This window comes from Roseibium sp., assembly GCF_965233565.1.
Lineage (GTDB): Bacteria > Pseudomonadota > Alphaproteobacteria > Rhizobiales > Stappiaceae > Roseibium.
The window spans coordinates 1069382-1093312 of record NZ_OZ247494.1; the positions used below are offsets into that span (position 1 = coordinate 1069382).

General features: G+C 59.2%; 24 protein-coding genes. 12 read left to right on the forward strand and 12 right to left on the reverse strand.

The annotated features are described in order from the left end of the window. Positions 1–990 precede the first annotated feature (990 nt). Positions 991–1503 (forward strand): Hcp family type VI secretion system effector, encoded by a 513-nt coding sequence (locus ACO6TG_RS05105; RefSeq protein ID WP_422374345.1) that lies wholly within the window; start codon positions 991–993, stop codon positions 1501–1503. 242 nt (positions 1504–1745) lie between these two features. Here ACO6TG_RS05105 and ACO6TG_RS05110 read toward each other — a convergent pair whose 3' ends face one another. Further along, positions 1746–2102 (reverse strand): cupin domain-containing protein, encoded by a 357-nt coding sequence (locus ACO6TG_RS05110; RefSeq protein WP_422377176.1) that lies wholly within the window; start codon positions 2100–2102, stop codon positions 1746–1748. Positions 2103–2135: 33 nt separating this feature from the next. On the opposite strand from ACO6TG_RS05110, the gene ACO6TG_RS05115 reads away from it, so the two are divergent. Both ACO6TG_RS05115 and ACO6TG_RS05120 read left to right on the forward strand, forming a co-directional pair. Beyond that, positions 2136–3080, forward strand: coding sequence for an AraC family transcriptional regulator (locus tag ACO6TG_RS05115; protein ID WP_422377177.1), 945 nt, complete (start codon positions 2136–2138; stop codon positions 3078–3080). A gap of 512 nt (positions 3081–3592) precedes the next feature. Then, positions 3593–4369, forward strand: a complete 777-nt coding sequence (locus ACO6TG_RS05120) for a substrate-binding periplasmic protein (protein ID WP_422377178.1) — start codon at positions 3593–3595, stop codon at positions 4367–4369. A gap of 113 nt (positions 4370–4482) precedes the next feature. Here the strand turns inward: ACO6TG_RS05120 and argE are convergent, their stop codons facing one another. The 4 genes from argE to ACO6TG_RS05140 all read right to left on the reverse strand — a co-directional run bounded on the left by argE (position 4483) and on the right by ACO6TG_RS05140 (position 8794). Beyond that, the gene (argE, locus tag ACO6TG_RS05125) at positions 4483–5685 is read right to left on the reverse strand and encodes an acetylornithine deacetylase (protein WP_422377179.1); all 1203 of its coding nucleotides are present in this window, start codon (positions 5683–5685) and stop codon (positions 4483–4485) included. Further along, positions 5672–7159, reverse strand: a complete 1488-nt coding sequence (locus ACO6TG_RS05130; RefSeq protein WP_422377180.1) for a tripartite tricarboxylate transporter permease — start codon at positions 7157–7159, stop codon at positions 5672–5674. Before ACO6TG_RS05130 ends, argE begins: the two co-directional genes overlap by 14 nt. 124 nt (positions 7160–7283) lie before the next feature. Beyond that, entirely contained in the window at positions 7284–7793 is a 510-nt protein-coding gene (locus tag ACO6TG_RS05135; RefSeq protein ID WP_422377181.1) for a tripartite tricarboxylate transporter TctB family protein, read from the reverse strand. A gap of 26 nt (positions 7794–7819) precedes the next feature. Then, positions 7820–8794: a Bug family tripartite tricarboxylate transporter substrate binding protein gene (locus ACO6TG_RS05140; RefSeq protein ID WP_422377182.1), complete on the reverse strand. Its 975-nt coding sequence runs from the start codon at positions 8792–8794 to the stop codon at positions 7820–7822. A gap of 154 nt (positions 8795–8948) precedes the next feature. Here ACO6TG_RS05140 and ACO6TG_RS05145 point away from each other — a divergent pair, with 154 nt between their 5' ends. Then, entirely contained in the window at positions 8949–9857 is a 909-nt protein-coding gene (locus ACO6TG_RS05145; RefSeq protein ID WP_422377183.1) for a LysR substrate-binding domain-containing protein, read from the forward strand. Between the two features lie 18 nt (positions 9858–9875). Here ACO6TG_RS05145 and ACO6TG_RS05150 read toward each other — a convergent pair whose 3' ends face one another. Beyond that, a complete protein-coding gene (locus tag ACO6TG_RS05150; RefSeq protein WP_422377184.1) occupies positions 9876–10409 on the reverse strand; it encodes a MarR family winged helix-turn-helix transcriptional regulator in 534 nt (177 codons plus the stop codon). A 161-nt stretch (positions 10410–10570) separates the two neighbouring features. On the opposite strand from ACO6TG_RS05150, the gene ACO6TG_RS05155 reads away from it, so the two are divergent. The 3 genes from ACO6TG_RS05155 to ACO6TG_RS05165 are packed head-to-tail and all read left to right on the forward strand — an operon-like array spanning position 10571 to position 13423. Continuing rightward, positions 10571–11599, forward strand: coding sequence for a TRAP transporter substrate-binding protein (locus ACO6TG_RS05155; RefSeq protein WP_422377185.1), 1029 nt, complete (start codon positions 10571–10573; stop codon positions 11597–11599). Positions 11600–11601: 2 nt separating this feature from the next. After that, a complete protein-coding gene (locus ACO6TG_RS05160; RefSeq protein WP_422377186.1) occupies positions 11602–12111 on the forward strand; it encodes a TRAP transporter small permease in 510 nt (169 codons plus the stop codon). A 4-nt stretch (positions 12112–12115) separates the two neighbouring features. After that, positions 12116–13423: a TRAP transporter large permease gene (locus ACO6TG_RS05165; RefSeq protein WP_422377187.1), complete on the forward strand. Its 1308-nt coding sequence runs from the start codon at positions 12116–12118 to the stop codon at positions 13421–13423. Between the two features lie 20 nt (positions 13424–13443). On the opposite strand, the gene ACO6TG_RS05170 is transcribed toward ACO6TG_RS05165, so the two are convergent. After that, positions 13444–15645, reverse strand: a complete 2202-nt coding sequence (locus ACO6TG_RS05170; protein WP_422377188.1) for a non-ribosomal peptide synthetase — start codon at positions 15643–15645, stop codon at positions 13444–13446. A 301-nt stretch (positions 15646–15946) separates the two neighbouring features. Between ACO6TG_RS05170 and ACO6TG_RS05175 the strand changes: the two genes are divergently transcribed. Continuing rightward, positions 15947–16858, forward strand: coding sequence for a homocysteine S-methyltransferase family protein (locus ACO6TG_RS05175; RefSeq protein WP_422377189.1), 912 nt, complete (start codon positions 15947–15949; stop codon positions 16856–16858). Positions 16859–16985: 127 nt separating this feature from the next. Here the strand turns inward: ACO6TG_RS05175 and ACO6TG_RS05180 are convergent, their stop codons facing one another. From ACO6TG_RS05180 to folE, 3 genes are all read right to left on the reverse strand, one after another. Then, the gene (locus ACO6TG_RS05180) at positions 16986–17495 is read right to left on the reverse strand and encodes a fasciclin domain-containing protein (protein ID WP_422377190.1); all 510 of its coding nucleotides are present in this window, start codon (positions 17493–17495) and stop codon (positions 16986–16988) included. Between the two features lie 278 nt (positions 17496–17773). Continuing rightward, a complete protein-coding gene (gene hisI / locus ACO6TG_RS05185) occupies positions 17774–18250 on the reverse strand; it encodes a phosphoribosyl-AMP cyclohydrolase (RefSeq protein WP_422377191.1) in 477 nt (158 codons plus the stop codon). Next, positions 18250–18888, reverse strand: coding sequence for a GTP cyclohydrolase I FolE (folE, locus tag ACO6TG_RS05190; protein ID WP_094071508.1), 639 nt, complete (start codon positions 18886–18888; stop codon positions 18250–18252). The genes hisI and folE overlap by 1 nt, the downstream gene beginning before the upstream one ends. Before the next feature lie 229 nt (positions 18889–19117). Between folE and ACO6TG_RS05195 the strand changes: the two genes are divergently transcribed. The 4 genes from ACO6TG_RS05195 to ACO6TG_RS05210 are packed head-to-tail and all read left to right on the forward strand — an operon-like array spanning position 19118 to position 22117. Beyond that, a complete protein-coding gene (locus ACO6TG_RS05195; RefSeq protein ID WP_422377192.1) occupies positions 19118–19606 on the forward strand; it encodes a nuclear transport factor 2 family protein in 489 nt (162 codons plus the stop codon). An 8-nt stretch (positions 19607–19614) separates the two neighbouring features. Then, the gene (locus tag ACO6TG_RS05200) at positions 19615–20844 is read left to right on the forward strand and encodes a CobW family GTP-binding protein (RefSeq protein WP_422377193.1); all 1230 of its coding nucleotides are present in this window, start codon (positions 19615–19617) and stop codon (positions 20842–20844) included. Continuing rightward, positions 20841–21830, forward strand: a complete 990-nt coding sequence (locus ACO6TG_RS05205; protein WP_422377194.1) for a CobW family GTP-binding protein — start codon at positions 20841–20843, stop codon at positions 21828–21830. The genes ACO6TG_RS05200 and ACO6TG_RS05205 overlap by 4 nt, the downstream gene beginning before the upstream one ends. Beyond that, entirely contained in the window at positions 21827–22117 is a 291-nt protein-coding gene (locus ACO6TG_RS05210; protein ID WP_422377195.1) for a nitrate reductase, read from the forward strand. Before ACO6TG_RS05205 ends, ACO6TG_RS05210 begins: the two co-directional genes overlap by 4 nt. 51 nt (positions 22118–22168) lie before the next feature. On the opposite strand, the gene ACO6TG_RS05215 is transcribed toward ACO6TG_RS05210, so the two are convergent. Both ACO6TG_RS05215 and ACO6TG_RS05220 read right to left on the reverse strand, forming a co-directional pair. Further along, a complete protein-coding gene (locus tag ACO6TG_RS05215; protein ID WP_422377196.1) occupies positions 22169–23254 on the reverse strand; it encodes a flavin monoamine oxidase family protein in 1086 nt (361 codons plus the stop codon). Next, positions 23254–23931 carry an SDR family NAD(P)-dependent oxidoreductase gene (locus ACO6TG_RS05220; protein ID WP_422377197.1) on the reverse strand — a complete coding sequence of 226 codons (678 nt, stop codon included), beginning with the start codon at positions 23929–23931 and terminating at the stop codon, positions 23254–23256. Before ACO6TG_RS05220 ends, ACO6TG_RS05215 begins: the two co-directional genes overlap by 1 nt.

A 23931-nucleotide genomic window follows, 5' to 3' on the forward strand; every position in this document is an offset into this window, starting at 1 on the left:
ATTTGAATGCCTTGCGCTTCAGCAAGTGGAGCAGCGAGTAGGCCCCGGCTCTCCGCTGCGCTGCGGCCGGGGTGACACAGGTGCGAAGGCCGCACCACATAAAGCAGAGCGGAAAAGTGGCCTGATTTTGTCGGCCCCACTTCGCCTCGCCATCTCCTCCAGTGTCACCCCGGGCGAGCTTCGCGAGACCCGGGGCCTACTCACTTCCAGAGAGCCTGATCCTCTCGCACAGCGGATCCGCAAAAATTTGAATGCCTTGCGCTTCAGCAAGGGGCCCTGCGAGTAGGCCCCGGCTCTCCGCTGCGCTGCGGCCGGGGTGACACAGGTGCGAAGGCCGCACCACGTAAATCAGAGCTGAAAAGTGGCCTAATGTTGCCGGTCCCACTTCGCCACGCCGTCTCCTTCGGTGTCACCCCGGGCGAGCTGCGCGAGACCCGGGGCCTACTCGTTTCCAGAGAACCTGATCCTCTCGCACAGCGGATCCGCAAAAATTTGAATGCCCTGCGCTACAGCAAGGCGCTCTGCGAGTAGGCCCCGGCTCTCCGCTGCGCTGCGGCCGGGGTGACACCGGGGTTTGCAAGAACCTCAAGGGAAAAGCGGAACAGTTGGCACTAGACGGAGCGATTCTGCGCACTCGACTGCAAAAAAGTGCTGCAAGTGGCTCAAACCACTTGTCCAATACCGCGACATTCCACGCCCATTCTCCCTCACTTGCCCCTCCAGAACCGCATTTTGTGATGTTCGTCACACTTTGCCTGCGCGTGTTTCTTCGCAGTCCGGAGGCGACTGTGCAGAAAACTGCACAGTTCCATATTTTAACACTTTCGCTGGGGAGAGAATTTTCGCTGCGAAAACAATCACATCACGAAAGTTACGCAAGTTGGCACACCCGTTGCAATTCTCTCCCCATCGGCTCCAGACAACGAGCCCCGGAAGTCAACAACAAGAACACACACTCACTGAACGCACAGCCAGGCAGGAGATTTCAAAATGTCCAACATCGCTTACATCACCATCAAAGGCGCAACCCAGGGCGACATGACGTCCGACGCAACCACCGCCGACAGCATCGGCAACCTGTGGCAGGAAGGCCATGAAGGCGAATCCCTCGTCTATGCCTTCGAACAGAACGCCATCGTGCCCCGTGACCCGCAATCCGGTTCGATCATCGCCACCCGCCGCCACATGCCGACCACCTTCATGAAGCCGGTCGACAAGGCCACGCCGCTCCTGTGGCAGGCCCTGGCCACCGGCGAGAGCCTGGAAATCGAAGTCCAGTTCTGGCGCACCTCGACTGCCGGTGTTCAGGAACACTACTACACGATCAAGTTCGAGGACGCGGTTCTGGTGGAAGGCAAGACGATCCTGCCGGACGTCAATGACGAAGCCAACGCGTCCCGCGGCGACACCGACAAGTGGTCCTTCACCTACCGCAAGTGTGACTGGACCCACGAAAAGGCCGGCACCAGCGCCTCCGACGACTACCGCGCCCCAGTCACCTAAGCCCGGTCACCTAAGACCAAAACGCCTCCGGGCTGCGACCTGCAACGCAGCCCACCTGTCGGACAGGGTGCCCCTCCTGCCGGCTCAAACCGCCCGGTTCTGCGACCGGGCGGTTTTTTCGTGCACACAGTCGGCACATCACCAACTCCAGTCCCGAAAACGCTAGACCGTGGCCTCAAAAACGCGCAGCCATAGCCGAACAGCCGCAAGAGTTAAGGTCTGTCTCCCTGCCGCAGCACAAATCAGATTCGGGGCTTGGGAGCCGGTTGCCTGTCGGAATCCCCGGAATTTGGTTCCCCCTTCGGTTCGATCAGCAGCACCTTAACCTCCTTGTCTGCTCTCGGCCGATGGACAACACCCTTGGGGACGATGAAGAGCTCGCCGGCCTTAACTGTGCGCGAGGGCTCTCCCTCGATATCCATCTCCATTTCACCTTCCAGCACATAAAAGAAGTCATCCGTCGTATCGTGCTTGTGGAATGCATATTCGCCAATGAATTTCACGACCATGACGTCATTGTCGTTGTAATCGGCGACTACATGAGGATCCCAATGGCTTGAGAAGCGGTTCAGTTTTTCTGAGAGGTTGACTGTTTTCATCTGCGGTGTCCTTTTTCGTGTGAAGACCAGCCTTTGACCTGGTTCGATTGGTGCAAAGCGTCCGCGCGGCTGCAATGGAGAAATCCGATTTCGACGACGCCAATACCTGGAGATGATGAAGCACGAGATCCGACACCGGGTCTTGAACGATCGTGCGCATTTGACTGGGTTCGCGTTGCACCTTGGCAATACGGCATTCAGCGAATTGAAGCCTTCTTCTCTGGCGAGGCCTACGCCCCACATCGGCACGACACGTATTCCATCGGCTACACGATAAGAGGCGTGCAAAGCTTCGACTACCGCGGAGCTCGCGCGGATAGCACCCCAGGGCAGGTCATGGTTCTGCACCCTGATGAGATCCACAACGGGGAGGCTGGAACCGAAGACGGCTTTCATTATCGGATGCTCTACATCGAGCCGTCTCTGGTGCGCGAGGCCCTCGGCCCTTCCGCCGGCGCGCTCCCCTTTGTGAAGGATGCCGTCTTCGGCGACCCAAGGTTATTGAGAGCCATTCATGCAGCCTTCGGTGATCTGGACTCTGTCTTGGAGCCTATTGCGCTTGATGAAATCACCATGGCCCTGGCGGACGGCCTGCTGGCAAATGACCCTTCGGCACATCGGTCGGCCCAATCGTTGATCGACTTCAGCGCGACCCGTCGGGCGCGCAGGTTTCTCGAAGCCAATCTCGACCGGACCGTAACCTCGGACGAACTTGAGGCCGTGACCGGGCAGGATCGCTATTCACTCGCCCGCCAGTTCCGCAAAGCCTATGGAACTAGCCCGTACAGGTTTTTGATGATGCGCCGACTTGATCGGGCTCGCGCCGGCATTGCAAGTGGGTGCAGTTTGTCAGAGGCGGCGCTTGCGGCCGGCTTCAGCGACCAGTCGCACATGACCCGGCGGTTCAAAGCAAACTACGGCATTTCTCCTGGAAACTGGCAGCGCCTCGTCGCGAAAGCCGATCGGGTCGGCCCATAAGGCGAAGTTCGATACTTCTTCCAAAAACCGACTTCGGCGCGAAGGCGAAGAATGTGCACCCGGTTCGTATCGCTAACCTGCGTGGTTGACTGTCCGGATTTCAAGGGTTCCGCCGAAGGCGTTGGACAGCATCCTTCTGGTTATGGATACACGCCCTGGCAAAAGCTTGCTCGCCGGCGCCCTGAAACAGCGCCACGGATAACAAATAGTAATACTGAGTATTATTGACATTTCTTTCAATTTTACTGACTAATACATATACATATATAGTATATTCAATCATTTATACTTTATTTTAACATTTTCACGTGATACTGTTTCCCGATCCTGCAGAGAAGCTATTCAAAACAGTTGTCGTTCCATGACGCTTTTACTTAAGCCTCGTGGAATGCAGGATCACTCTGCCCTTTGAATGCTCTGCCTGCAGAAGATCAGCCAAGTCAAACCACAGTCGGCCCGAGAGGGGCGCTGGTCCCATGGGTTTATGACAGCCCCTGTCTGGAGGAGAGCAAATGAACAAGCACCTGACCAAGATCAGACACTTTCTGAGACTTTGCACAGTCGGCATTTTCGTGACGACGGCAACGGGAGCGACTGCAGAAACAACCGTTCGCTTTGCACATTACGAAGCCTATCCCCCGATTACCTTCGGGAGTGGCGAAGCCGTTCAGGGCATCCTTGTCGACTCGATCAAGGCGATCTTTGAAAAGGTCGACGGCGTCTCTCCCGAGTTTCACGGTTATCCCTGGGCGCGGGCGCAGAAGCTGGTGGAAAGAGGCCAACTGGATGCCTTTTGCACCGTCGCCACCGCCAAACGCCAGGAATATGCCGTTTTCGGCAAGGAAAAGGTCTGGGGACCGGAACGCGTTGCCTTCTATTCATCCGGTAATCCGCGCGCCGGGGAAATTCAGGAAATTGCCGCCATGGAGGATTTCGGCAAGTTCGAGATCGTCGATTATCTCGGCAACGGCTGGGGAGAATCAAACCTCAGGGACTATTCCGTCTACAAGGTCGACAACCTCGCCAACGTGTTCCAGCTGGTCAACAGCAACCGGTCTGATATTCACGTCAGCCCTTATGCCATCGGGAAACACCAGCTCAATGAACTCGGTTTCGATTTGCCGGTCGTCGAACTCCCCTTTCTGGAAAACTCCTCGCGGTTTGTCATCGGCATCCGCAAGGACTTTCCAGGTGCAGAAGACCTGGTCGCCAAGCTTGACGAAGCGATCCGGGAACTGACCGCGGAAAACCGGTTTGAACAGATCCGCGACGAGTGGCTCGCCAAATAACATCAGCCTGCAACACAAGAAGAAGACTGCAGCCACCTCACCTGAACGCCCTTTTCAAGAAAGGGCGTTCTTTTTTGCATGGAACTATCGCCGGAAAACCGGCTGCCACCAATTCAATTGGACTGTTTCAATCGGCCGGTCATTTGGCGCAGGAACCCGAGACACTTGTCCAGTTGTTCGATCTCGATGAATTCGCCCGGCTTGTGAGCCTGGGCAATCGAGCCCGGCCCGACGATGATGGAGGGAATTCCGCCCACCTGTTCAAACACACCTCCTTCCGACCCATAGGAGACCTTGCCCGACCAATCGGGCATGATGTCCCGAAACAGCAGGAAGCCCATGGAATCCGTCCCGTCTCCCATCGCCGGGTAGGAAAAGATCTCCTCAAAAACGACGCCGGTTGCCGGATTGATGTCCTGCATCTCCGGAACCAGCGTCCCGGCCACATCGGTCATCAGGCCGGCCAGCTCAGCCCTTGCGTCGTGGACCGGCAGGCTGCGGATCTCGAAGGTGAAACTGCACCTCTCTGGCGTGATATTGGTTGCGACCCCACCCTGGATCATGGTTGCCAGCATGGTTGAATGCGGAACGGTGAAATCCGGATCGAAGGGCCCTTCGCACCTGAACCGTTCGGCGCGCGCGGCAATGAGCGATACGATCCGGGCGGCATAGGCGACGGCGTTGACATGATCGGGGGCAAAGGATGAGTGACCGGACGTTCCATGAACGTGGCACCGCATGGCAATCTTGCCTTTCTGTCCCGTGACAAGTCTCATCTCCGTCGGCTCGCCGACGATTGCCAGAAAAGGCGGCACTGGGCGCTTGGCCAGCCAGGAGGCGATGGCCGGCGCTCCAAGACACCCGACCTCCTCATCGTGGGAGAGACAGATCCAGATTGGCCGGTTGATCCGGGCTTCGACGAATTCCGGTACCATCGCCAAAATGCAGGCAACAAACCCCTTCATGTCGCAACTGCCTCTGCCGACGAGCCGGCCGGCCGTCTCGACGAGCTCGAACGGCCGGGTCCGCCACCCCTCCTCCAGGGCCGGCACAACATCCGTGTGGCCGGACAGGACAATGCCCGGGCGGTCCTGCGGACCGATTGCCGCAACGAGATTGGCCTTTTTTCCCGTTTGATCCGTCAGGATGGTCGCCGAGACGCCGAACGCTTCCAGGTAATCGGCAACAAAGTCGATCAACTCAAGGTTTGATTTGTGGCTCGTTGTGTCGAAGCTGACGAGATCCGAAAGGATCTGCTTGGATCTTTCAAGGGGGGACAGATTGCTGTCCAGCACGAACGACTTAGCTTTCAGCACGCTTTTGCCTCAGTTTTTGCAGCTCCCAACGCACAGTCAGGGCCAGGAAAAAGACGATCAGACAGACAAAGAGCCAGGAGATCGGCGATTGAAAGAAGATCGACAGGTCGCCTCTGGAGATGGCCAGGGCCCGGCGCAGGTTATCCTCGAACATCGGCCCGAGAATGAACGCGATCAGGAAGGGCGCGGCAGGTATCTCCAGGAGCATCATGACAAAGCCGACGCCGCCCATGATCAAGAGCACGGTCACGTCAAAGGTATTGCTGGATATCGCGTAAATGCCGTAGATGCACAGCATCAGCACAACCGGTCCGAGGATCACCTGCGGGATCGCGGCAATCCTGGAGAAATACCGGACAGTCAGCTTGCCGGCGATGAACAGAAGCACCGATGAGAACATCATGCCGATGAACAGCATATAGACTTCGTTGAGATTGTTCTGGAAGAGCAATGGCCCGGGCGTCAGTCCCTGGATCATGAAGGCACCCAGCATCACACCTGTGATGACGTCACCGGGCACACCAAGAGCAAGCAACGGGATCATGGTGGAACCACAGCAACCGTTGTTGGCCGATTCAGATGCCGCGATCCCCTCCAGCTCTCCCTTGCCGAAATTGTCCCGGTTCGGCGAAGACCGGCGGGCTTCACCGTAAGAGAAGAAGGCCGCCGCTGACGGACCGATCCCGGGAATGGCTCCCAGCACAACACCGATAAAGCTGCCGCGGATGATCGACTTGAAGACGCGCCGGACTTCGGTCAGGGTCAGGTGATTGTCGCCCAGCTTCATGGCCATGCCCTGCTGCCCGTCCCGAAACACGATCAAGCGGATCAGCTCAGGCAGCGCAAACAGGCCGATCAGAACCGGCGCAATCGACAATCCGCCTTTCATGTCCTCCGTCATGGCAAAGCGGAAGGATCCGTAGATGTCTTCGCCGACCGTTGCCAGCAGAAGCCCGAGGCACGCGGAAATGATGCCCATCAGCAGAGAATTTCCGGATATCGAGGCCACCATGCAAAGCGCAAACGCCATCAGCATGAAATACTCCGCCGGGCCGACACGCAGGGCCAGCAGGGCAAGCGGTGCGGCCAGGAAGATCAGCGAGATGTTGGAGATGAAGTCGCCGATACAGGAGGACACAAGCGCCATGTTGAGCGCTTTTCCAGCCTTGCCCTGTTGAGCGAGCGGCCAGCCGTCAAGGATCGTACAGGCGGCAGAGGCCGTTCCGGGTGTCTTGATCAGGATCGCCGATATGGAGGCGCCATAGGTGCTGCCCTTGTAAAGGGCAACCAGGAGAAGGATGCTCGTCACCGGTTGCATGTAAAAGGTGAAGGGCAGAGCGAGCGTCACCGCCATGGTTCCGGTCATGCCCGGAATGGCGCCGATGACCACGCCGGCCAGGATCCCCGCACACATAGCAAGAACATTTGCAAACGTGGCGACGGAACTCACGGCGATTAGAATGTCATTCCACATGGGTCTGTCTTCCGTGGTTGATGAGGCACGGGTGTCCCGCGCTCGGCCGAACGCAAGAAACCTGATCCAAGGCTTTGTGTTTTTGACTTTGGTTTTTCCGGCCTTGCCGGCTGCCAGCCCTTGCCTAACGCAGGGCCGGCAGCACGTCCCAACTGCCCGCCGGGAACGGCGTGTACATCACGTTCGCAAAGAACAGCTGCAAAAGGACCGGAAGCATCAGGGCCAGCAGGGTTGCCAGCAGCCGGTACCGGAAGCCCCCTGTCAGGGAAAAGGTCGCCAGGGCCAGAAGAATGGCACTTCCCAGAAACCCCAGACGCGGCAGCATCCATGCAAACCCGGCAAAGACCGCCGCCACCAGTGCGAGCCGCAACAGGGTCTCCGCGCGCAACTGCAACTGCCACGGTACGGGCGCGATCTTCCCGGTCGCCTGGCGGCTTTCCATCACGGCCGTCGCGATAGAAAAAAGGCCGATACCCATACCAAGCAAGGAGACAACACGCGGCCACATGTCCGGCGGTGGCGCAAAGCCCGGAATGAAGGAAGGTCTGGGCACATGGACAGGGATCAGCACGAAGTGAACCAGGCCGAAGAAAAGCGTTATCAAAACGCCTCTGATGACATACTTGTTGATCATGCCGAGACCTCCCTTTGCGCGCCGGATTACTTCACGTAGCCAAAGTCTTTGGCCATGCCGTTGAAGAGTTCATATTGCGACTTGGCAAAGGCGGCCATATCGCCCTCGCCAGCTGTCGAGATAGAGCCTCGCCGGCTCGCCAGAGTGAGCCAGTCCGGATCGTCACCGACCTGCTTCAAGACCGTTGCCCACTGTTTGACCACGTCTTCTGGAAGCCCCTTCGGGCCATAAAGCGCGCTCCAGCCGGAAATCTGACCGGCCTTTTCGAAACCCAGTTCCGAGGCCGTCGGCACGTCCGGCAATTTCTCCATGCGCGCAGGGGCATAGACCATGAGAGGGCGCATCTTGCCGGCCTCGATATGGGGCATCAGCGAGCCCGCTGCGACCGCCAGAAAATCGACATGCCCGCCGAGCAGCGCCGTCGCAAGCGCACTACCGCCCTTGTAAGGGACCAGGGTTGCCGCTTGCAGCGGGTCCAGCCCATTGTCCGACAGCAGCGCCTGAACGGTAAAACCGTCGATCGAAGTTGCCCCTGAAGCCCCATATGTGAGCGGTGAAGCGCCGGATTTCAGCGCTCCGATCAGGTCCTCCATGGTCTGATACGGCGAGGTTTCGGACACAGCCAGGATCATCGGAGTTGCCTCCAGCGACCCAAGGAACGTGTAATCATCCCAACCAACCGGTGCGCTTTCCTGAACGGCCGGGTAGAGCGCCATACCGACCCGGGCAAGAAGCAGGGTGTAACCGTCCGGGGCACTCTGCGACACGTACCTGGCGCCATTCATGCCGCCATTGCCGGTCTTGTTGATGACCACGACCGGCTGATCGCCGAGATAGTCGCGTGCGACATCGGCCAGCGAACGGGCAGCCAGGTCGGACGCGCCACCGGCACCATAGGGCGCAACCACGGTCACGGCCTTTTCCGGATAATCGGCTTCAGCCACACCTGTAGCGATGGCGAGCGCGCAGCCCGCCAGGAGGCTTTTCAGAATTTTTGACATTTTGTCCTCTTTGAGAAGGTCACTTGTTGTTGCACCGGAAGTCCGGTGCCGCGTGTCTTCAACGCACGCACATCTTTATTACACAGTATGCTTTACAATGCAAATTAGTTGCTTTAGTATTACTTTTATGCATACTGGTTATTGAGGTGAATACATGAACTTGCGGCAACTCGAGGCCTTCGATGCCTTCATGACAACGGGCTCAACCACGCGGGCTTCTGCGGAATTGAAGGTCAGCCAACCCATGGTCAGCCGCCTGCTCGGGCAGCTGGAGGAGAATGTCGGCTTCCCGCTGTTTCTGAGGAAACGGAATCAGCTGGCACCGACCCCGGAAGCAGTCCTGTTCCACGCCAAGGTGTCCCGGTCTCTGGCTGCTTTCCAGGATCTCGATCGCGAGGCACGTGCCATATCCAACCGGCAGGTTGGCCGCATCATCGTGGCATCGCAGCCGGTTTACCTCGATACGTTTCTGTTGGATGTGGTCGCCAGTTACAAACAGATACATCCGGATGTGGCCATCAAGATCATTGATGCGGGCCTGGAGGACCTGTTGCGGATGTTCCATGAGGGCAGCTGCGATCTGGGTGTTGGCATCACGCTCGACGCCAGCCCCTATGGCGCCAGCCTGCTGCCCCTTGGCACGTGTGCAGCATTGTGCCTGGTGCCGCGCGGGCACAGGCTGGCAACAGCAAAAAGCGTCAATTTGGACGACATCAGCAAGGAGGTTTTTGTGGAGCTATCGATTGGCAGCCCGCTTCGCACGCGCGTCGACTACATGATGCAAAACTCCGGAGGTCAGCGCAAAATCGCAGCCGAAGCCCGCACGAACAGGGCTGTTCACGGTCTGGTGCGCCGTGGCGTCGGCATTGCCATCGTCGATCCGCTGACCAGCCTGCTGACCGTCGGAGACGATGTTGTCGCGCTGCCGATCGAGCCGAAAATCGAGTGGGAAATGGCCGTATTTCAACATGACGACCGCCCATTGAGCCGGATTGAGACAGCCTTTGTCGACACCATTCGAACGGAGATCGCAAAACTGCAGGAAAAGGGTGTCCTCTCCTAGCCTCTGCCGCCAATCACCTCAGTCGCTCACCCCGTCGAGATCGCCGGCCAGGTTCTCCCGGATCTTTCTGGTGACCGACAGGAATGCGGTGATTTCGTCGGCCGTAAGACCGTCCAGCATCTGCTGTTCGACCTGCTTAAGCTTCGGTCCAAGGTCCTCATAGACGGCCCTGCCCTCGTCGGACAGTTTCAACAGGAAGCTGCGGCCGTCGGCCTCGTTGCTCTCGCGCACAAGGAACCCGCGCTCCTCCATACGCTTGACGGCACGGCTGACCACCACCTTGTCCATACTGGAGCGCGCAACGATCTCCGTTGCCTGCAGCCCGGTGGAGGAAGAGCCCAGGATCGCCATGGTGCGCCACTCCGCCGGCATCATGCCGTAGTCGCGCTGATAGACCGCCGACAGGGCGCGGGTGACATCTGAGTAAAACACGCGCACCTGGTAGGGAAAGAACGTCTCCAGCTCAAACGCAGATACCGGACCAGCTTCAGTTTCCGCAAGGAAGTCAATGGTTTCTGGCGTTGTTTTGTCCGCTTCGGTCAACTTGTTCATCCGTCTTCCACGTTATCCGTTCGGCGTAATCATGCGATTTTCGATTGACTTAGTTTCACATGTAACTATTTTGTTTCATATGTAACTATGTTTGGCGCCGCGTTTCAAGTCCGGATGATACCGGCAAGAACGGCCATCATGAAAGGTGGGAGGAGAGACCCTTGAAACAGTTGAAGTGCATTTCCATTCTGGCCGGCGTTGCCGCCACCGCGCTGACGGGCCTTGTCGCAACGGCCAGCGCCGACGAACTGGTGCTGTCATCCTGGCTGCCGCCGAAACATCCGATCGTCACCGGCGTTATCCAGCCCTGGGCGGATCAGGTCGCCGAGGCAACGGAAGGCCGCGTCACGGTGCGCATCCTGCCAAAGCCGGTCGGCTCGCCGCCGGAGCATTTTGACCTTGCCGCCGAAGGCATTGTCGACATCACCTACGGCCTGCATTCCTTCACCAAGGACGACCGGTTCCTGCGCTCGCGCATCGGCCAGTTCTCCTTCATCGCCGACACGGCGACCGAAGGCTCCAAGGCCTACTGGGACGTCTATGCCGGCACCATGGACGCACAAGCCGAGCACCAGGGCACCAAGCTCCTGGGCCTTTGGGTGCATGGGCCGGGCATGTTCCACAACAACCAGCGCAAGATCGAGACCCCGGAAGACTTCTCCGGCCTGAAGGTGCGCACGCCGGGTGGTTACATCGCAGGCCTGGCCCAGGAACTCGACATCATCACCCAGTTCATGGGGCCGGGTGAAGTTTACGAAAAGCTCTCCCGCGGCGTGATTGACGGTGTCACCTTCCCGATGGAAGCCCTGCAGGCCTTCAATCTGACCGACCATGTCAAATACTCCATGCGCGTCCCGGGCGGCATCTACAACACCTCCTGGTTCATGGTCATGAACGAAGACATCTGGGACGGCATCTCCACCGAAGACCAGTCCGCTATTGAAAAGGTTTCCGGTGCAGCGCTGGCCGAACTGGCAGGCTCCGTCTGGGACGGTGCCGACACGCGCGGCGCGGCCTATATCGCCGACAAGGACATCGAGGTTTACGATGCCCCTGCCCCGGTCCTGGCGGCCCTGAAGGAGCTGGCTGCCAAACACGAAGCCACCTGGGCCGATGCTGTCCAGAAAACCGGCTTTGACGGCACGGCTGCCCTTGCCGAATTCCGCGGCAAGACCGGCATCAATCCCTGATCATGCTGCCGCAACCTAACGATAAGGCTCCGGGCCGGATTGCAAAGATCCGGCGCGGAGCGAGTTTCCTGCTCGGCCTGGCCTGTTTACTGGTCCTGGCCGGCCTGATCGCACTCACCTGTGTCGACGTCGTTGCCCGCTATGCCTTCAACAGTCCGGTCACCGGTGCTTACGAGCTCACCGAAATCCTGCTGGCCACACTGATCTTCCTGGCCCTGCCGCTGACAACAGCCGCAGGTGAACATATCGAGGTGGAGCTGCTGGACGGTGTCAAAAGCAGCTTCCTGAAGCAGCTCGGAACGCTCGCCGCTGCCCTGTGCACCATCGGTGTCTTTGCCCTGATTGCCATGGAACTGCTCGAACATGCCGACAAGTTGCAGCGCCGCGGCCGCGTGACGGATTCGCTTGAAATTCCGCTCTTTTATGTCGGCTGGCTTGGCGCTGCTTCCTTCGCCGTGTCGGCGCTGGCGGCCCTTTACTTCTTCACCAAACGTTTCCGGGAAAAGGCCTGAGCCCGTGCTTGAAGCTCTGATCGGATTTGGCGCCCTGTTCGCCCTCGTGCTGGTGCGCGTGCCCATTGCCATTGCCATGATCATCGTCGGCACCGCCGGTTTTGCCGCTTTGCGCAACTGGAATGCAGCGCTGAACCTGCTTGGAAATGCCGCGTTCGAGACCGGCCTGTCCTTCACCCTGTCGGTGATCCCGCTGTTCATCCTGATGGGCAACCTGCTCACCATATCCGGCGTCAGCCAGTCCCTGTTTTCAACAGCGCACCATTTGCTGCACCGGATGCGCGGAGGCCTCGCCATGGCCGCGATCGTCGCCTGTGGCGGCTTTTCCGCCGTCTGCGGCTCGTCGCTGGCAACGGCCGCAACCATGTCAAAGGTCGCCATGCCGTCCATGCGCAAGGCAGGGTATGCCGACAGCCTGGCCACGGGCTCGATTGCCGCCGGCGGCACGCTCGGCATCCTGATCCCGCCGAGCGTCATCCTGATCATCTACGGGCTATTGACCGAAGCCGATATCGGCAAACTCTTCATCGCCGGCATCATTCCGGGCCTGCTCGGCGTTGTCTTCTATCTCGCGGCCGTTTACGTCACCGTCCTTCTGAAACCGGATCTCGCCCCGCAAGGCGCAGAGGACCGGAAACTGGAGCGCAAGGATGTCTGGGGCGTGCTCTCCGTGCTGGGCCTTTTTGCCGTGATCATGATCGGCATCTATGGCGGCTTCTTCACACCGACCGAAGCCGCCGGGATCGGCGCGGCCGCTGCCTTTGTCATTGCGCTGGTTTCAGGCGGGCTGACGTGGAAGAAACTCTATACTGCCGGTCTCAACTGCGCCCGCACCACGGCCATGATCTTCGCGATCATCATCGGCGCGGAAGTCTTTTCCAACTTCATCAGCTATGCCGGTGTCCCCGATGCCCTTCTGACCTTCGTCCAGTCGCTCGACGTCAACGCCTATGTGGTGATCCTTGTGCTGGTGCTGATCTATGTGGTTCTGGGGGCCGTCCTGGAAAGCCTCTCCATGATCCTGCTCACCGTTCCGGTATTCTTCCCGCTGGTGACCTCGCTCGACTTCGGCGGCGGCCTTCTGGCAGATCCGGAGATGGTGCTGATCTGGTTCGGCATTGTGGTGGTCGTGGTCACCGAGATCAGCCTGATCTCGCCGCCGATCGGCCTCAATGTCTTCGTGCTGCGGTCGGTTTTGACCGATGTGCCCCTTCGAACCATGTTCGCCGGCATCCTGCCCTTCTGGCTGGCCGACATTCTGCGGCTCGGCCTCTTGATCGCCGTGCCGGCGCTATCCCTGATGCTGATCTGACCGGAGAGCCAGCCGCAGCCTCAAAGCCGCGGCTGGTCCTTCAGAAGCTTGCGATTGATCTTGCCCGACACCGTCAACGGCATCTCGGCCAGGAAACGGACATCCTGGGGCACATAGAAGGGCGGGCATTTTTCCGCGACAGCGGCCTTGATCGCAGCAGCAGCCGCATCGCCGGCGGCCTCCGCAACCACATAGGCGACCAGGGATTTCTGGCCCTGATTTTCTTCCGCAACCACCACCACGTCCCGGATACCTTCAGCAGAGCGGATGGCGGCTTCGATTTCCCCAAGCTCGATGCGGACGCCACTGATCTTCACCTGGAAATCATTGCGGCCGAGATACATGATCTCGCCGTCGGGACGGAAATAGGCTAGATCGCCGGTGCGGTAAAGCCGCCGGTGCGGTGCGTCCTCGACAGGACACGGGATGAAGCGTTCCGCGGTCAGATCGTCCCGGTTCCAGTAGCCCCTCGCCAGCTGAACCCCGCCGATGTGAAGCTCACCCGGAACACCGACCGGGACCGGCTGGTCATATTCGTCCAGCACATAAAGCCCGGTATTGGTCACCGGCTTGCCGATCGGAATGCTGTGATCGCCGGACTTGCGCGGGCAGGCAAAATAGCTGACATCGACCGCCGCTTCCGTCGGGCCATACAGATTGTGGACCTCGACGCTGTCGCTCGCCTTTTCGTAAAAGGCCTGAACCAGATCGAAGCCAAGCGCTTCGCCGGAACAGAACAGCTTCCTGATCTGGAGCTCGTCGAGAGACGGTGCCAGCAGGAACAGCCGCAGCATCGACGGCACGAAGTGCAGATGCGTGACGCCGGATTGCTTGATCTCGCGTTTCAGATAGCGGATCGACATGTGACCGCCCGGAATGGCCACCACCAGGGTCGAGCCGACGGCAAAGGGCCAGAGGAATTCCCAGACGGACACGTCGAACGTATAGGGCGTCTTTTGAAGGACCCTGTCTTCCGGCTCCAGGCCATATTCCTCATGCATCCAGACAACCCGGTTGTGGATCGCCTCGTGTTCGACAATCACGCCTTTCGGCTTTCCGGTCGAACCGGATGTGTAGATCATGTAGGCAAGGTCCCCGGGGGCGATCTCCAGACCCAGATTGTCCGCCGCAAACGCTTGCGCCGTATCTCCGCCCTCCGGCAGGACAATCACCTCGGCAACATCTGTTTCGATCTTGTCCGCAAGATGCGCCTGGGTCAGAACGGCAACCGGCTTGCAATCCTCGATGATTTCCGTCAGGCGGCCGGACGGATCTTCGGTGTTGAGCGGCACATAGGCACCGCCGGCCTTGATCGTCGCCCAGAGCCCGATCACCATTTCCAGGCTCCGGTCCATGAAAAGCGCGACAAACCTGTCGGGACCAACGCCTTTCTCCCGCAAGAGACGCGCCAGACGGTTTACCCGGGCATTGAACTCGGCATAGCTGAGCGTCGCCTCCTTGAAGATCAGCGCGGGGTGATCCGGGGTTGCCGCCGCGGCTCGCTCCATCATCGCGACGAGACCGCCTTCATAGCCGTAGTGACGGTCTGTCGCATTCCAGGTCTCAACAACCGTCTTGCGCTCGTCCGCCGACATGATCGGCTGATGCACCAGCGGTGTTGCCGGGTTGCTGGCCAGTCCGGTCGCGAGTGCCGTCAACCGTTCCAGGAACAGCTCGACTAGGCCGTCCCCAAGGCTTGCCGGATGAACAAGCGTGAGGCTGCCGTCGGCCGAGATTTGAAGCTCCAGTGCCGCAACGATTTCCTGTGCCGAACGAGCCCCTGCACGGACCAAAAACGGCAACGGGACCCCTGCGGGAAGGTCTGGTAAGCCGGAAAGCCCAGTGGCCGCACCAAAGCCGCTGCGGGTCACTTCCGACAATATCTCGGCGAAGGGTTTCTCCGCCGTGAGCCCGGTTTCAAAAACCCCACTGCCCTGACCATCCGGGCCCGCTTGTGCCAGCGCCAGGACGGCGACGCGGTTTTCGCTCAGTCGAGCGGCGAAAACGGCAAAGACGGCAAGTGCAATTTCAGCCGGAGCAGCGTCTTCAATGGCTGCATCAAGCGTCTGAACAGCTTCCGCCCAGGCCTCCGGGCTGCGGGTCTCTTGCGAGCTGTCTGACGTGCTGCCAGATCTTGCGAGACCCAACTCTCCGGCTTGCGTGAACTCTACCTCCAGCTGGTGCGCCGTCGCCGTTGTCTCGACCAAATCAGATTGCGTCATGCCACAAGCCTCTCTGTTTAGGGGCGCCCGGAGGACCGGTCGACCAGCTTCCCATCGGTCAATTTACCTAAGGATATTTCGTCCCTGTATAGGGTTGAAAACTTAAGAGGAAAATAAGGGCGCCGGGAGGTTGTCTGCCAAGATCCCGCGTCCTGCCGACCGGCGCCTTAGAACGGTCACCGTCAAACTTTTTCATGGATAAACCGTTGTCGCACCAGACCTGACGCGACACATTGCGTTTGGGAAAAAAGACACTGTGGCGTCATCCGGTTTCGGAGCGCAAAGGCAGGAGAGATCGGACTTGACGAAGATAACGATCCTTGATGGCGGCATGGGCCAGGAACTGGTGCATCGCACCGGGCGCACCCCAACCGGGCTCTGGTCCTGCGAATTGATGATGGAACGCCCCGATCTGGTCAGTGCTATCCATGACGATTTTTTCGCGGCAGGCGCAGAGGTCGCGACAGTAAACAGCTATACGCTTCATCGCGACCGCTTACGCCCGGCTGACCTGGAAGACCAGTTCGAACAGCTGCATCACCTGGCCTGCGACCTCGCACGGCAATCGCAGCAGGCGCACGGCTCCGGCCTCATTGCGGGCTGTCTCGGCCCGCTCGGCTGGTCCTACAGCCATGACGGCGCCCCCTCGGAGGCCGCTTCCACCGCACTCTACGAAGAGATTTGCCGATTGCAGAAAGACAAGGTCGACCTTTTTGTCATCGAGACGATTGCCTCGCTGTCACAGGCACGGGCGTCGCTGTCGGCGGCACAACAATTCGGCAAACCGGTCTGGATCGGGCTCACGGTGGACGATCAGAATGGCAAAGAGCTGCGCTCCGGTGAACCGCTGGATGTCGTGCTCAAAGAGCTTGAAAGGTTCGAACCCGATGCGGTGCTGCTCAACTGCTCTGTGCCGGAAGCCATCACCACCGGACTGGGCATTTTAGGTCAGTCCGACTTCAGAACCGGCGCTTACGCCAATGGCTTCACCGCGATCAAACCCGAATTCCTGAAAAAAGGCAGCAGTGTCTCCAAACTCTCCGCCCGAACGGATCTGACGCCGGGCGCTTATGCCGACCATGCCGCCACGTGGATCGATCTTGGTGCAACCATCATCGGCGGTTGCTGCGAAGTCGGGCCCCGGCATATTGCCGAGCTTTCACGTCGGTTCGCGAAGGCGACGGCAAGTGATACCGGTGCTGCCCACCATTGAAGCGGTGATACAGGCCCGGTCCTGAGGGGCGTTCTGCAGTCGTCGGACGCAAAGCTGCTCCGGTAACTCTGCCTCAGCCACAAACAAAAAAGAGCCCGCACAATGCGCGGGCCCCTTGATTGAAGGCTCAGTGGCAGGCGGGGCGGTCGCCCGGCAAAAGCACCTTGTCGATCACGTGAATGACGCCATTGTCCGCCTGAATATCGGCGATGATGACATTTGCGCTGGCGCCGCTGCCATCGGCAACCTGAACACCGTCACCCGACCGGGTGATGCAGGTGCGCTCGCTGGTCAGCAGCGGCTTGAAATAGTTGGAACCTACCGGAATGTCACTCGCCGTCAGTTTGCGATCATCGACATGATAAAGAAGGACGTTGGTCAACTGGTCCTTGTTTTCCGGTTTCAGCAAGGTCTCGACAGTGCCTTCCGGCAGAGCGGCAAAGGCATCGTTGACGGGAGCAAATACCGTGAACGGACCAGGTCCCTGCAAGGCATCCTGAAGTCCGGCAGCCTGCACGGCAGCAACAAGGGTGCTGAACCGGTCATCGCCAGCGGCAATGTCAACGATCGTGTTGGCCTTGGCGGCGCCAGCCAATAGGCAGAAAGAAGCTGTAAGGGCAAGCAGACTCTTTTTCATGTCGATTACTCCTGTTTCGACGAACTATGCTGATCGGTACGGAGTAATTCGGCAAACAGATGATGAAATATCGATTTTCCTTCGGAATAAGTCTTACGGCAGTTAAACCGTTGATCCCGGAAAATCTTGCTCCACGCGCGCGGACGCCACCGGCCGTGTGAAAACGACCAGCAGCGGCGACAAAGCCCCCGGCCCAATAGGCCTGCGTGCTATTTCAACAATCAAAAGGACCCGGAGACACCCCGTGTCCTTTCCAGGGCAGACTGCAAATACCGGCGTCAGAGCTGCGTCGGGTTAGGGGCGTCGCCATAGACTTCGACCGGGTCAAAGGCCTTTTCCTGTTCGGTAAAACGCAACTCGACCGAACCGCCTTCGACCTCAACGGGGACCGCGCGATAGAAACAGGAACGGTAGCCGACATGACAGCTGGCACCGCCGTCAATGGCGACACGGAGCCAGACGGCGTCCTGATCGTCGTCGATGCGCATCTCCACCACTTTTTGCACCAATCCGCTGGTCGCCCCCTTGTGCCAGAGCACCTTGCGGCTACGGCTCCAGTAGTGGGCCTCGCCAGTCCTGATGGTCTGCCTCAGAGCCTCCTTGTTCATGACCCCCATCATAAGAACCTCGCCGGACGAAGCGTCAGTTGTGACGACCGGTATGAGGCCATTTTCATCGAACTTTGGTGCAAGCTGTTTGCCTTCTTCCACCTGCTCGATGGAAACACGCTGCGCGAAGGGAATGGATTCATTCATCAGACCTCTCCTTTCAGGGAACTGGAAATGGAAGACAGAAAGTCGCGGCGCAGATCCGGGTCGGTCTGGAATTCCCCGAGAAGGCGGCGTGTCAGCATGGAAACACCCGGTTTCCTGATGCCTCGTGTGGTCATGCACATGTGCGCTGCCTCAATAACAACAGCAACGCCGCGGGGCCGCAGCACGTCCTGAATGGTATCGGCAATCTGGGATGTCAGCGTCTCCTGGATCTGTAGACGTTTGGCAAAAACCTCCACGACCCGCGCCAGCTTGCTGATGCCGACCACACGATTGGCGGGCAGATAGGCGATATGGACCTTGCCGATGATCGGGACCACATGATGCTCGCAGTGGCTCTCCAATCGCATGTTTCGGAGCACAATTAAATCGTTGTAATCATTGGTCTCTTCAAAGGTTCTGGCCAGCAGCTCCGCTGGATCGATCGTATATCCCTCGAAAAACTCTTCATAGGCCCGAACGACACGGGCCGGTGTGTCGACAAGCCCCTCCCGGTCCGGATCATCGCCCGTCCATTCCAGCAAGATGCGGACGGCTGCTTCTGCGTCCGCACGCGACGGACGCAGGCCGTGTTCCTTCCTGTACTCTGCCATGGCTGTAACAGTCGCAGCGTAATTCATTGTCCTAGAGACCTCCGTCAGAAAAATTCCGGCAGAGATGCAACGTTATAACATATCAGTCAATCATCGTTTTTGACGTGCGACGTCTACGGCATCCCGCACCTTCGCGAGCCGGTCCTCTGAAACCGGGCGATTTCCCGTGGGAAAACCGGCGCGGTCATCACCTTGATTTGACCACAATACGTTATAACATTACCAAGCAATAGTGAGGCCTGTGGGACAGGTCCCGGTGTCCGGCACGTCAACTGTGAACCCCATGATTTGTTCACCCAAGCAGATTCAGGAACAAGAATTGGAACAGAATTTTGGTCAGCTTGCTCACGCCCGCAAAGCGTCCGGCTTCGATGAAGCTCGCACGGCTTTGAACCGGTGGACTGAGGCCGTCACATCCAACCGGATCGAGACGGTTCTCACGCTTTATGCAAAAGACGCCGTCCTGGTGCCAACCTTGTCCAACGAGATCCACGTCACTGAAGCTGGGCGCCGCAGTTACTTCGAGTTCTTTTTGTCCCGGCAGGTGCTCGGTTGCACTGTCGAGCAGGAAGTTGTCCGGGCAGATCCTGCGCACGGCACTGTCGCAATCGGCGGCATCTACACATTCTCGTTTCGGACGGAAGATGGGGGTGCGGAAGCCGTACCCGCCCGCTTCCTGTTCACCTATGCACAGATCGACGGGCACTGGTTGATCACAGGCCATCATTCATCGCGCTGTGTGTGAGACACGCCATGAGTACCTCGGCTGCAACAGACCAACCAGCAACCAAGACTGGGCCTGATATGCTTTTTCCCGATCGCATACCCGTTTTTTTGCTCAGCGGTTTTCTGGGCTCCGGAAAATCGACGCTGTTAAACGCCTTTTTGAACGATCCGGCAGTCAGAGACACTGCCATTATCATCAATGAATTCGGCGACGTACCCGTCGATCATCTGCTGGTCCGCCAAGGCGAAACCGCCATTCAGCAGGTATCAACCGGCTGCCTGTGCTGCGTGGGCACGACAAATCTCCAACAAACGTTGTCCGACCTGAAAACCGCCGCAGACAGCGGCCGGACCCATGGCTTCTCGCGCGTCATCGTGGAAATGAGCGGGCTTGGCGACCCGGCACCGTTGGTCAATGCCCTCACCTCCGGCACGCGCCCTGACAGCCCGCTTCAAGATGCGGATCAACGCGCGGTCTTCTATCTGGCAGGCGTTGTGACCCTCTTCGACGTCGTCGCCGGGGTGAACTCTGTTGAGCATCATTTTGAAGCCGTGAAACAGATCGCGTTCGCAGATCGGATCGTCTTGACGAAAACGGATCTTGCCCAGGACAGCAATCCGTCATTCGACAGCTTTACGCTCATCCAAGACCTTCGCACACTCAACGCCGGTGCAGAGGTCTTTGACCGGTGCACCGCCGACCTCGCCACCCTTTTTGCGCCCCGGCCTTATGCCACAGTCGAGCGAGGTGAGGATGTCGTTGGGTGGCTCGCCCTGGAGAGCGCCCTGGCGCAGGACTCCGGACATGGTGCGATGCCAGGAACGGTAAACCCGGCGGCTCGGCATGGCACCGGCATTCGCACGTTCAGTCTGGTCAGGGACTTTCCTCTGTCCGGAGACCGGCTGCAGCGCTTTTTGACGCTTCTGCAAGGGTCCGCAGGCCAGCGCCTGTTGCGGGTCAAGGGGATTGTCGCGACGGCGGATGCCCCCAACGAGCCGATGATCATTCATGCTGTCCAGCACGTTCTGTCCGCCCCTGTCCGCCTGCCGGCCTGGCCTGACGCGGATCGGCGCACGCGGCTCGTTTTCATTACGGACGGCATAGACCCCGAGCCGGTCAAAGAGCTTTTCAGCGCCGTGATCGACTCCGAGCCAAGCTCTTTCACAAAGTTTCTCAAGTCTGCAGCGGGTGACTTCGTTGCAGCGTTTTCACAAGCTTTCTCAACACTTAGCCGCTTGTCCCGGAGGTCAAAATGACTGAATTGAAAAAGACACCTGTCACCGTGCTCACAGGGTATCTGGGCGCGGGCAAAACAACCCTGCTCAATCGCATCCTGACGGAAAATCACGGTAAACGATACGCGGTCATCGTCAACGAGTTCGGCGAGGTCGGCATAGACAACGACCTTGTCGTCGATTCCGACGAAGAAGTCTTCGAAATGAACAACGGCTGCATCTGCTGTACGGTGCGCGGGGATCTCATCCGCATCATCGATGGACTGATGAAACGGCGAAACCATTTCGACGCGATCCTGATCGAGACCACGGGATTGGCCGATCCGGCGCCTGTCGCCCAGACCTTTTTCGTCGACGACGATGTGCAGTCCAAGACCAGCCTTGATGCAATCGTCACTGTCGTCGACGCCAAACACCTGCTCGACGAGATCGACAAGGCCCACGAGGCCCAGGAACAATTGGCCTTCGCCGACATCGTTCTTCTCAACAAGACCGACCTGGTGACCGAGAACCAGCTTGCAAATGTCGAGCAGCGCATTCGCGGGATCAATCCGACGGCAATCATCCACCGCAGCAAGCGCTGCCAGGTGCCGCTGGACAATATTCTCGGGCGCAATGCCTTCGACCTGGACCGGGTGCTGGAGATCGAACCCGAATTCCTGGACCACCATCATCACCACCATCATGATGATCATGTCTCGAGTTTCTCGCTGCTTAGCGACGAGCCGCTTGATCCGCAGCGCTTCTTTCCGTGGATCCAGACGATTGCCCAGGAACATGGTCCCGACATGCTGCGGATGAAAGGTATTATCGCCTTTCCGGGCGACGATGATCGGTTTGTCATGCAAGGCGTCCACATGTTGCTAGAAGGTGACCATCAGCGCCCGTGGAAAGAGGATGAAGCCCGTACCACAAGGATCGTCTTTATCGGTCGCGACCTGCCCCGGGAAGCGATTGAAAACGGCTTCAGGCAATGCGTCGCAGAATCTCAGGAAGCGGCCGAATGAGCGGATTCGTCAATCCGCTGGCGCCCAAATTCACACGGCTGAAAGCCAAGTCAACAGAGATCAAGGGTTGGGTCCGGGAGCTTCTGGAGCTCCCGGAAGACACGGCGATTACAGTTTCAGAACTGGCCTGCCGGGACGATGGCTGCCCGGACATCGAAACCGTGATCGGCATACTCGAACCGGACACACCGATCGCGACGATCCGCGTTCACTGCCCGATGAGTGACGTAACCAGGGAAAACGTTGTCGAAGCGGTGCCGCCGCGCGGCAGGGCTGAAGACCACTAACGGCCAGGCACCGTCACCTCTGACGATAAAGTCGGCAGACAGCACACGCTTCTAGGCTCCCTCGGGAACCCTTTGCCTGATTGCCCGGGCTGTTCTTTCTGCTGCCTCAAGCGCACCTTCCAGAAAACCGCCGAAGGTCGGTGCAGTCTCGGTGGATGCGAAATGCAGCCCACCCGTGCCGAGCGTCTGCAGGCCGGCCGGCAGACCATAGTCGGGATGGCCTCCAACCGGGGTCATGTCCTTTGACCGCGCAATTTCCGGCACCTTTGCCCAGTCCTGCAGCACGAGCTCCAGGGGCTCGGCCATTGCGGGGCCGAAAAGGTCCACCAGCTGGGATCGCGCAAGATCCATCAACTGCGCCTCGCGTGTCGCCCGGACCTGCGCGGGAACGCCGACAAAACCGAACAGCGCATAGGGGCCTCCTTCCACCGGAGAAGCATCATGGATTTCCACCATCGGCCCGTAATGGCTCATGGCATCCCCCGACATTCCCGCCATCCGCCAGTGGGGCTTGTCGTAGACAGCGAGGATCTTGGCCTGCCCGGCCATCCAGGTCGGGATTGCGCGCAGGGCCGCCACCTGCCTTTCATCAAGCGCGGGATCAAAGGACACCATCTCGGCGATCACCCGCGGGGGAAGCGCAAGCACAACGTCCCGGGCCTCGATCGTCCGGGGTAAGCCTTGTTGCAGGATTGACGCCGTGTGACCGCCCTCTCCATGGGCAAGCGCTGCCAATCGGCTGTTTGTCAGCACGCTTTCGGGTGCCAGGACGTCGCCAAGCGCTTCGATCAACCGGCCCATGCCCCCTTCCAGACGGTAGGAGCCCTGCATGGACGCAAAACCGCGACCACGCTGAACGGCACCGCTCTGGTCCTGATAGACGAGATCGCCCGTCTCAAATTGCTCGAAGACCGGTATCCCGAACCTGTCCGCCAGGGCTGCCATCCGCGGTTGACCGGGCCAGAACCAGGCCGGACCAAGGTCGAAGGCGCCGCCGTCAAGGTTCCTGGTCAGGATACGTCCCCCAAGCCGGTCCTGTGCCTCGATGACCAGGTGGTCGATACCCTCGCGCGTCAACTGATCGGCGAGCGCCAGACCGGACAGGCCCCCGCCGACAACCAGCACATCCGTTTTCATCAGAACGCCTCCCCCATGGGCCTGAGGTCAAGCTCGTGGGTCCAGGTGGATCCCGGCTGGTCGGCAAGCGCCAGATAGGCCTTTGCAATATCTTCCGGCTGCATCATCCTTGCGGGGTCCAATGTGTGCAGAGCGCGGCTTGCGGCCGTGTCCACGATCCCGTCCAGGATCACGTGAACAACGTGTATGCCTTTGGGCCCGTATTCGCGCGCCAGGGACTGGGTCAAGGTGCGCAGGCCAGCCTTGGCAGAGGCAAAAGCGGCAAAGTTTCGGCCCCCGCGCAGGCTGGCTGTGGCCCCCGAGACAATGAACGTGCCGCCGCCTGCTGCCACCATGCCCGGCAAGACGCCACGTGCAAGATTGACTGCCGACAGGACCATCGACCGCCAGGCGGCTTCGAAATCGGCATTGGAGGTGTTTTCAAAGTCGGAGATCAACAGCTTTGCGGTGTTGTGCACCACAAGTCTTGGCGCGCCATGTGCCCGGAGAAGCTCCGACAGCACATTCGCCGTTGCCGACGCGTCGGTCAGATCGAGTGCCTGTGTGGTTTCAGCCGCCCCGTCCGGCACGGAGCGGTTGAGACCGACCGCGTGATATCCGCTGTCATAGAAGGTACGGACCAGACATTGACCAAGGCCGGCTCCGGCGCCGGCAACAAGAGCGAAGGGATGTGTCAT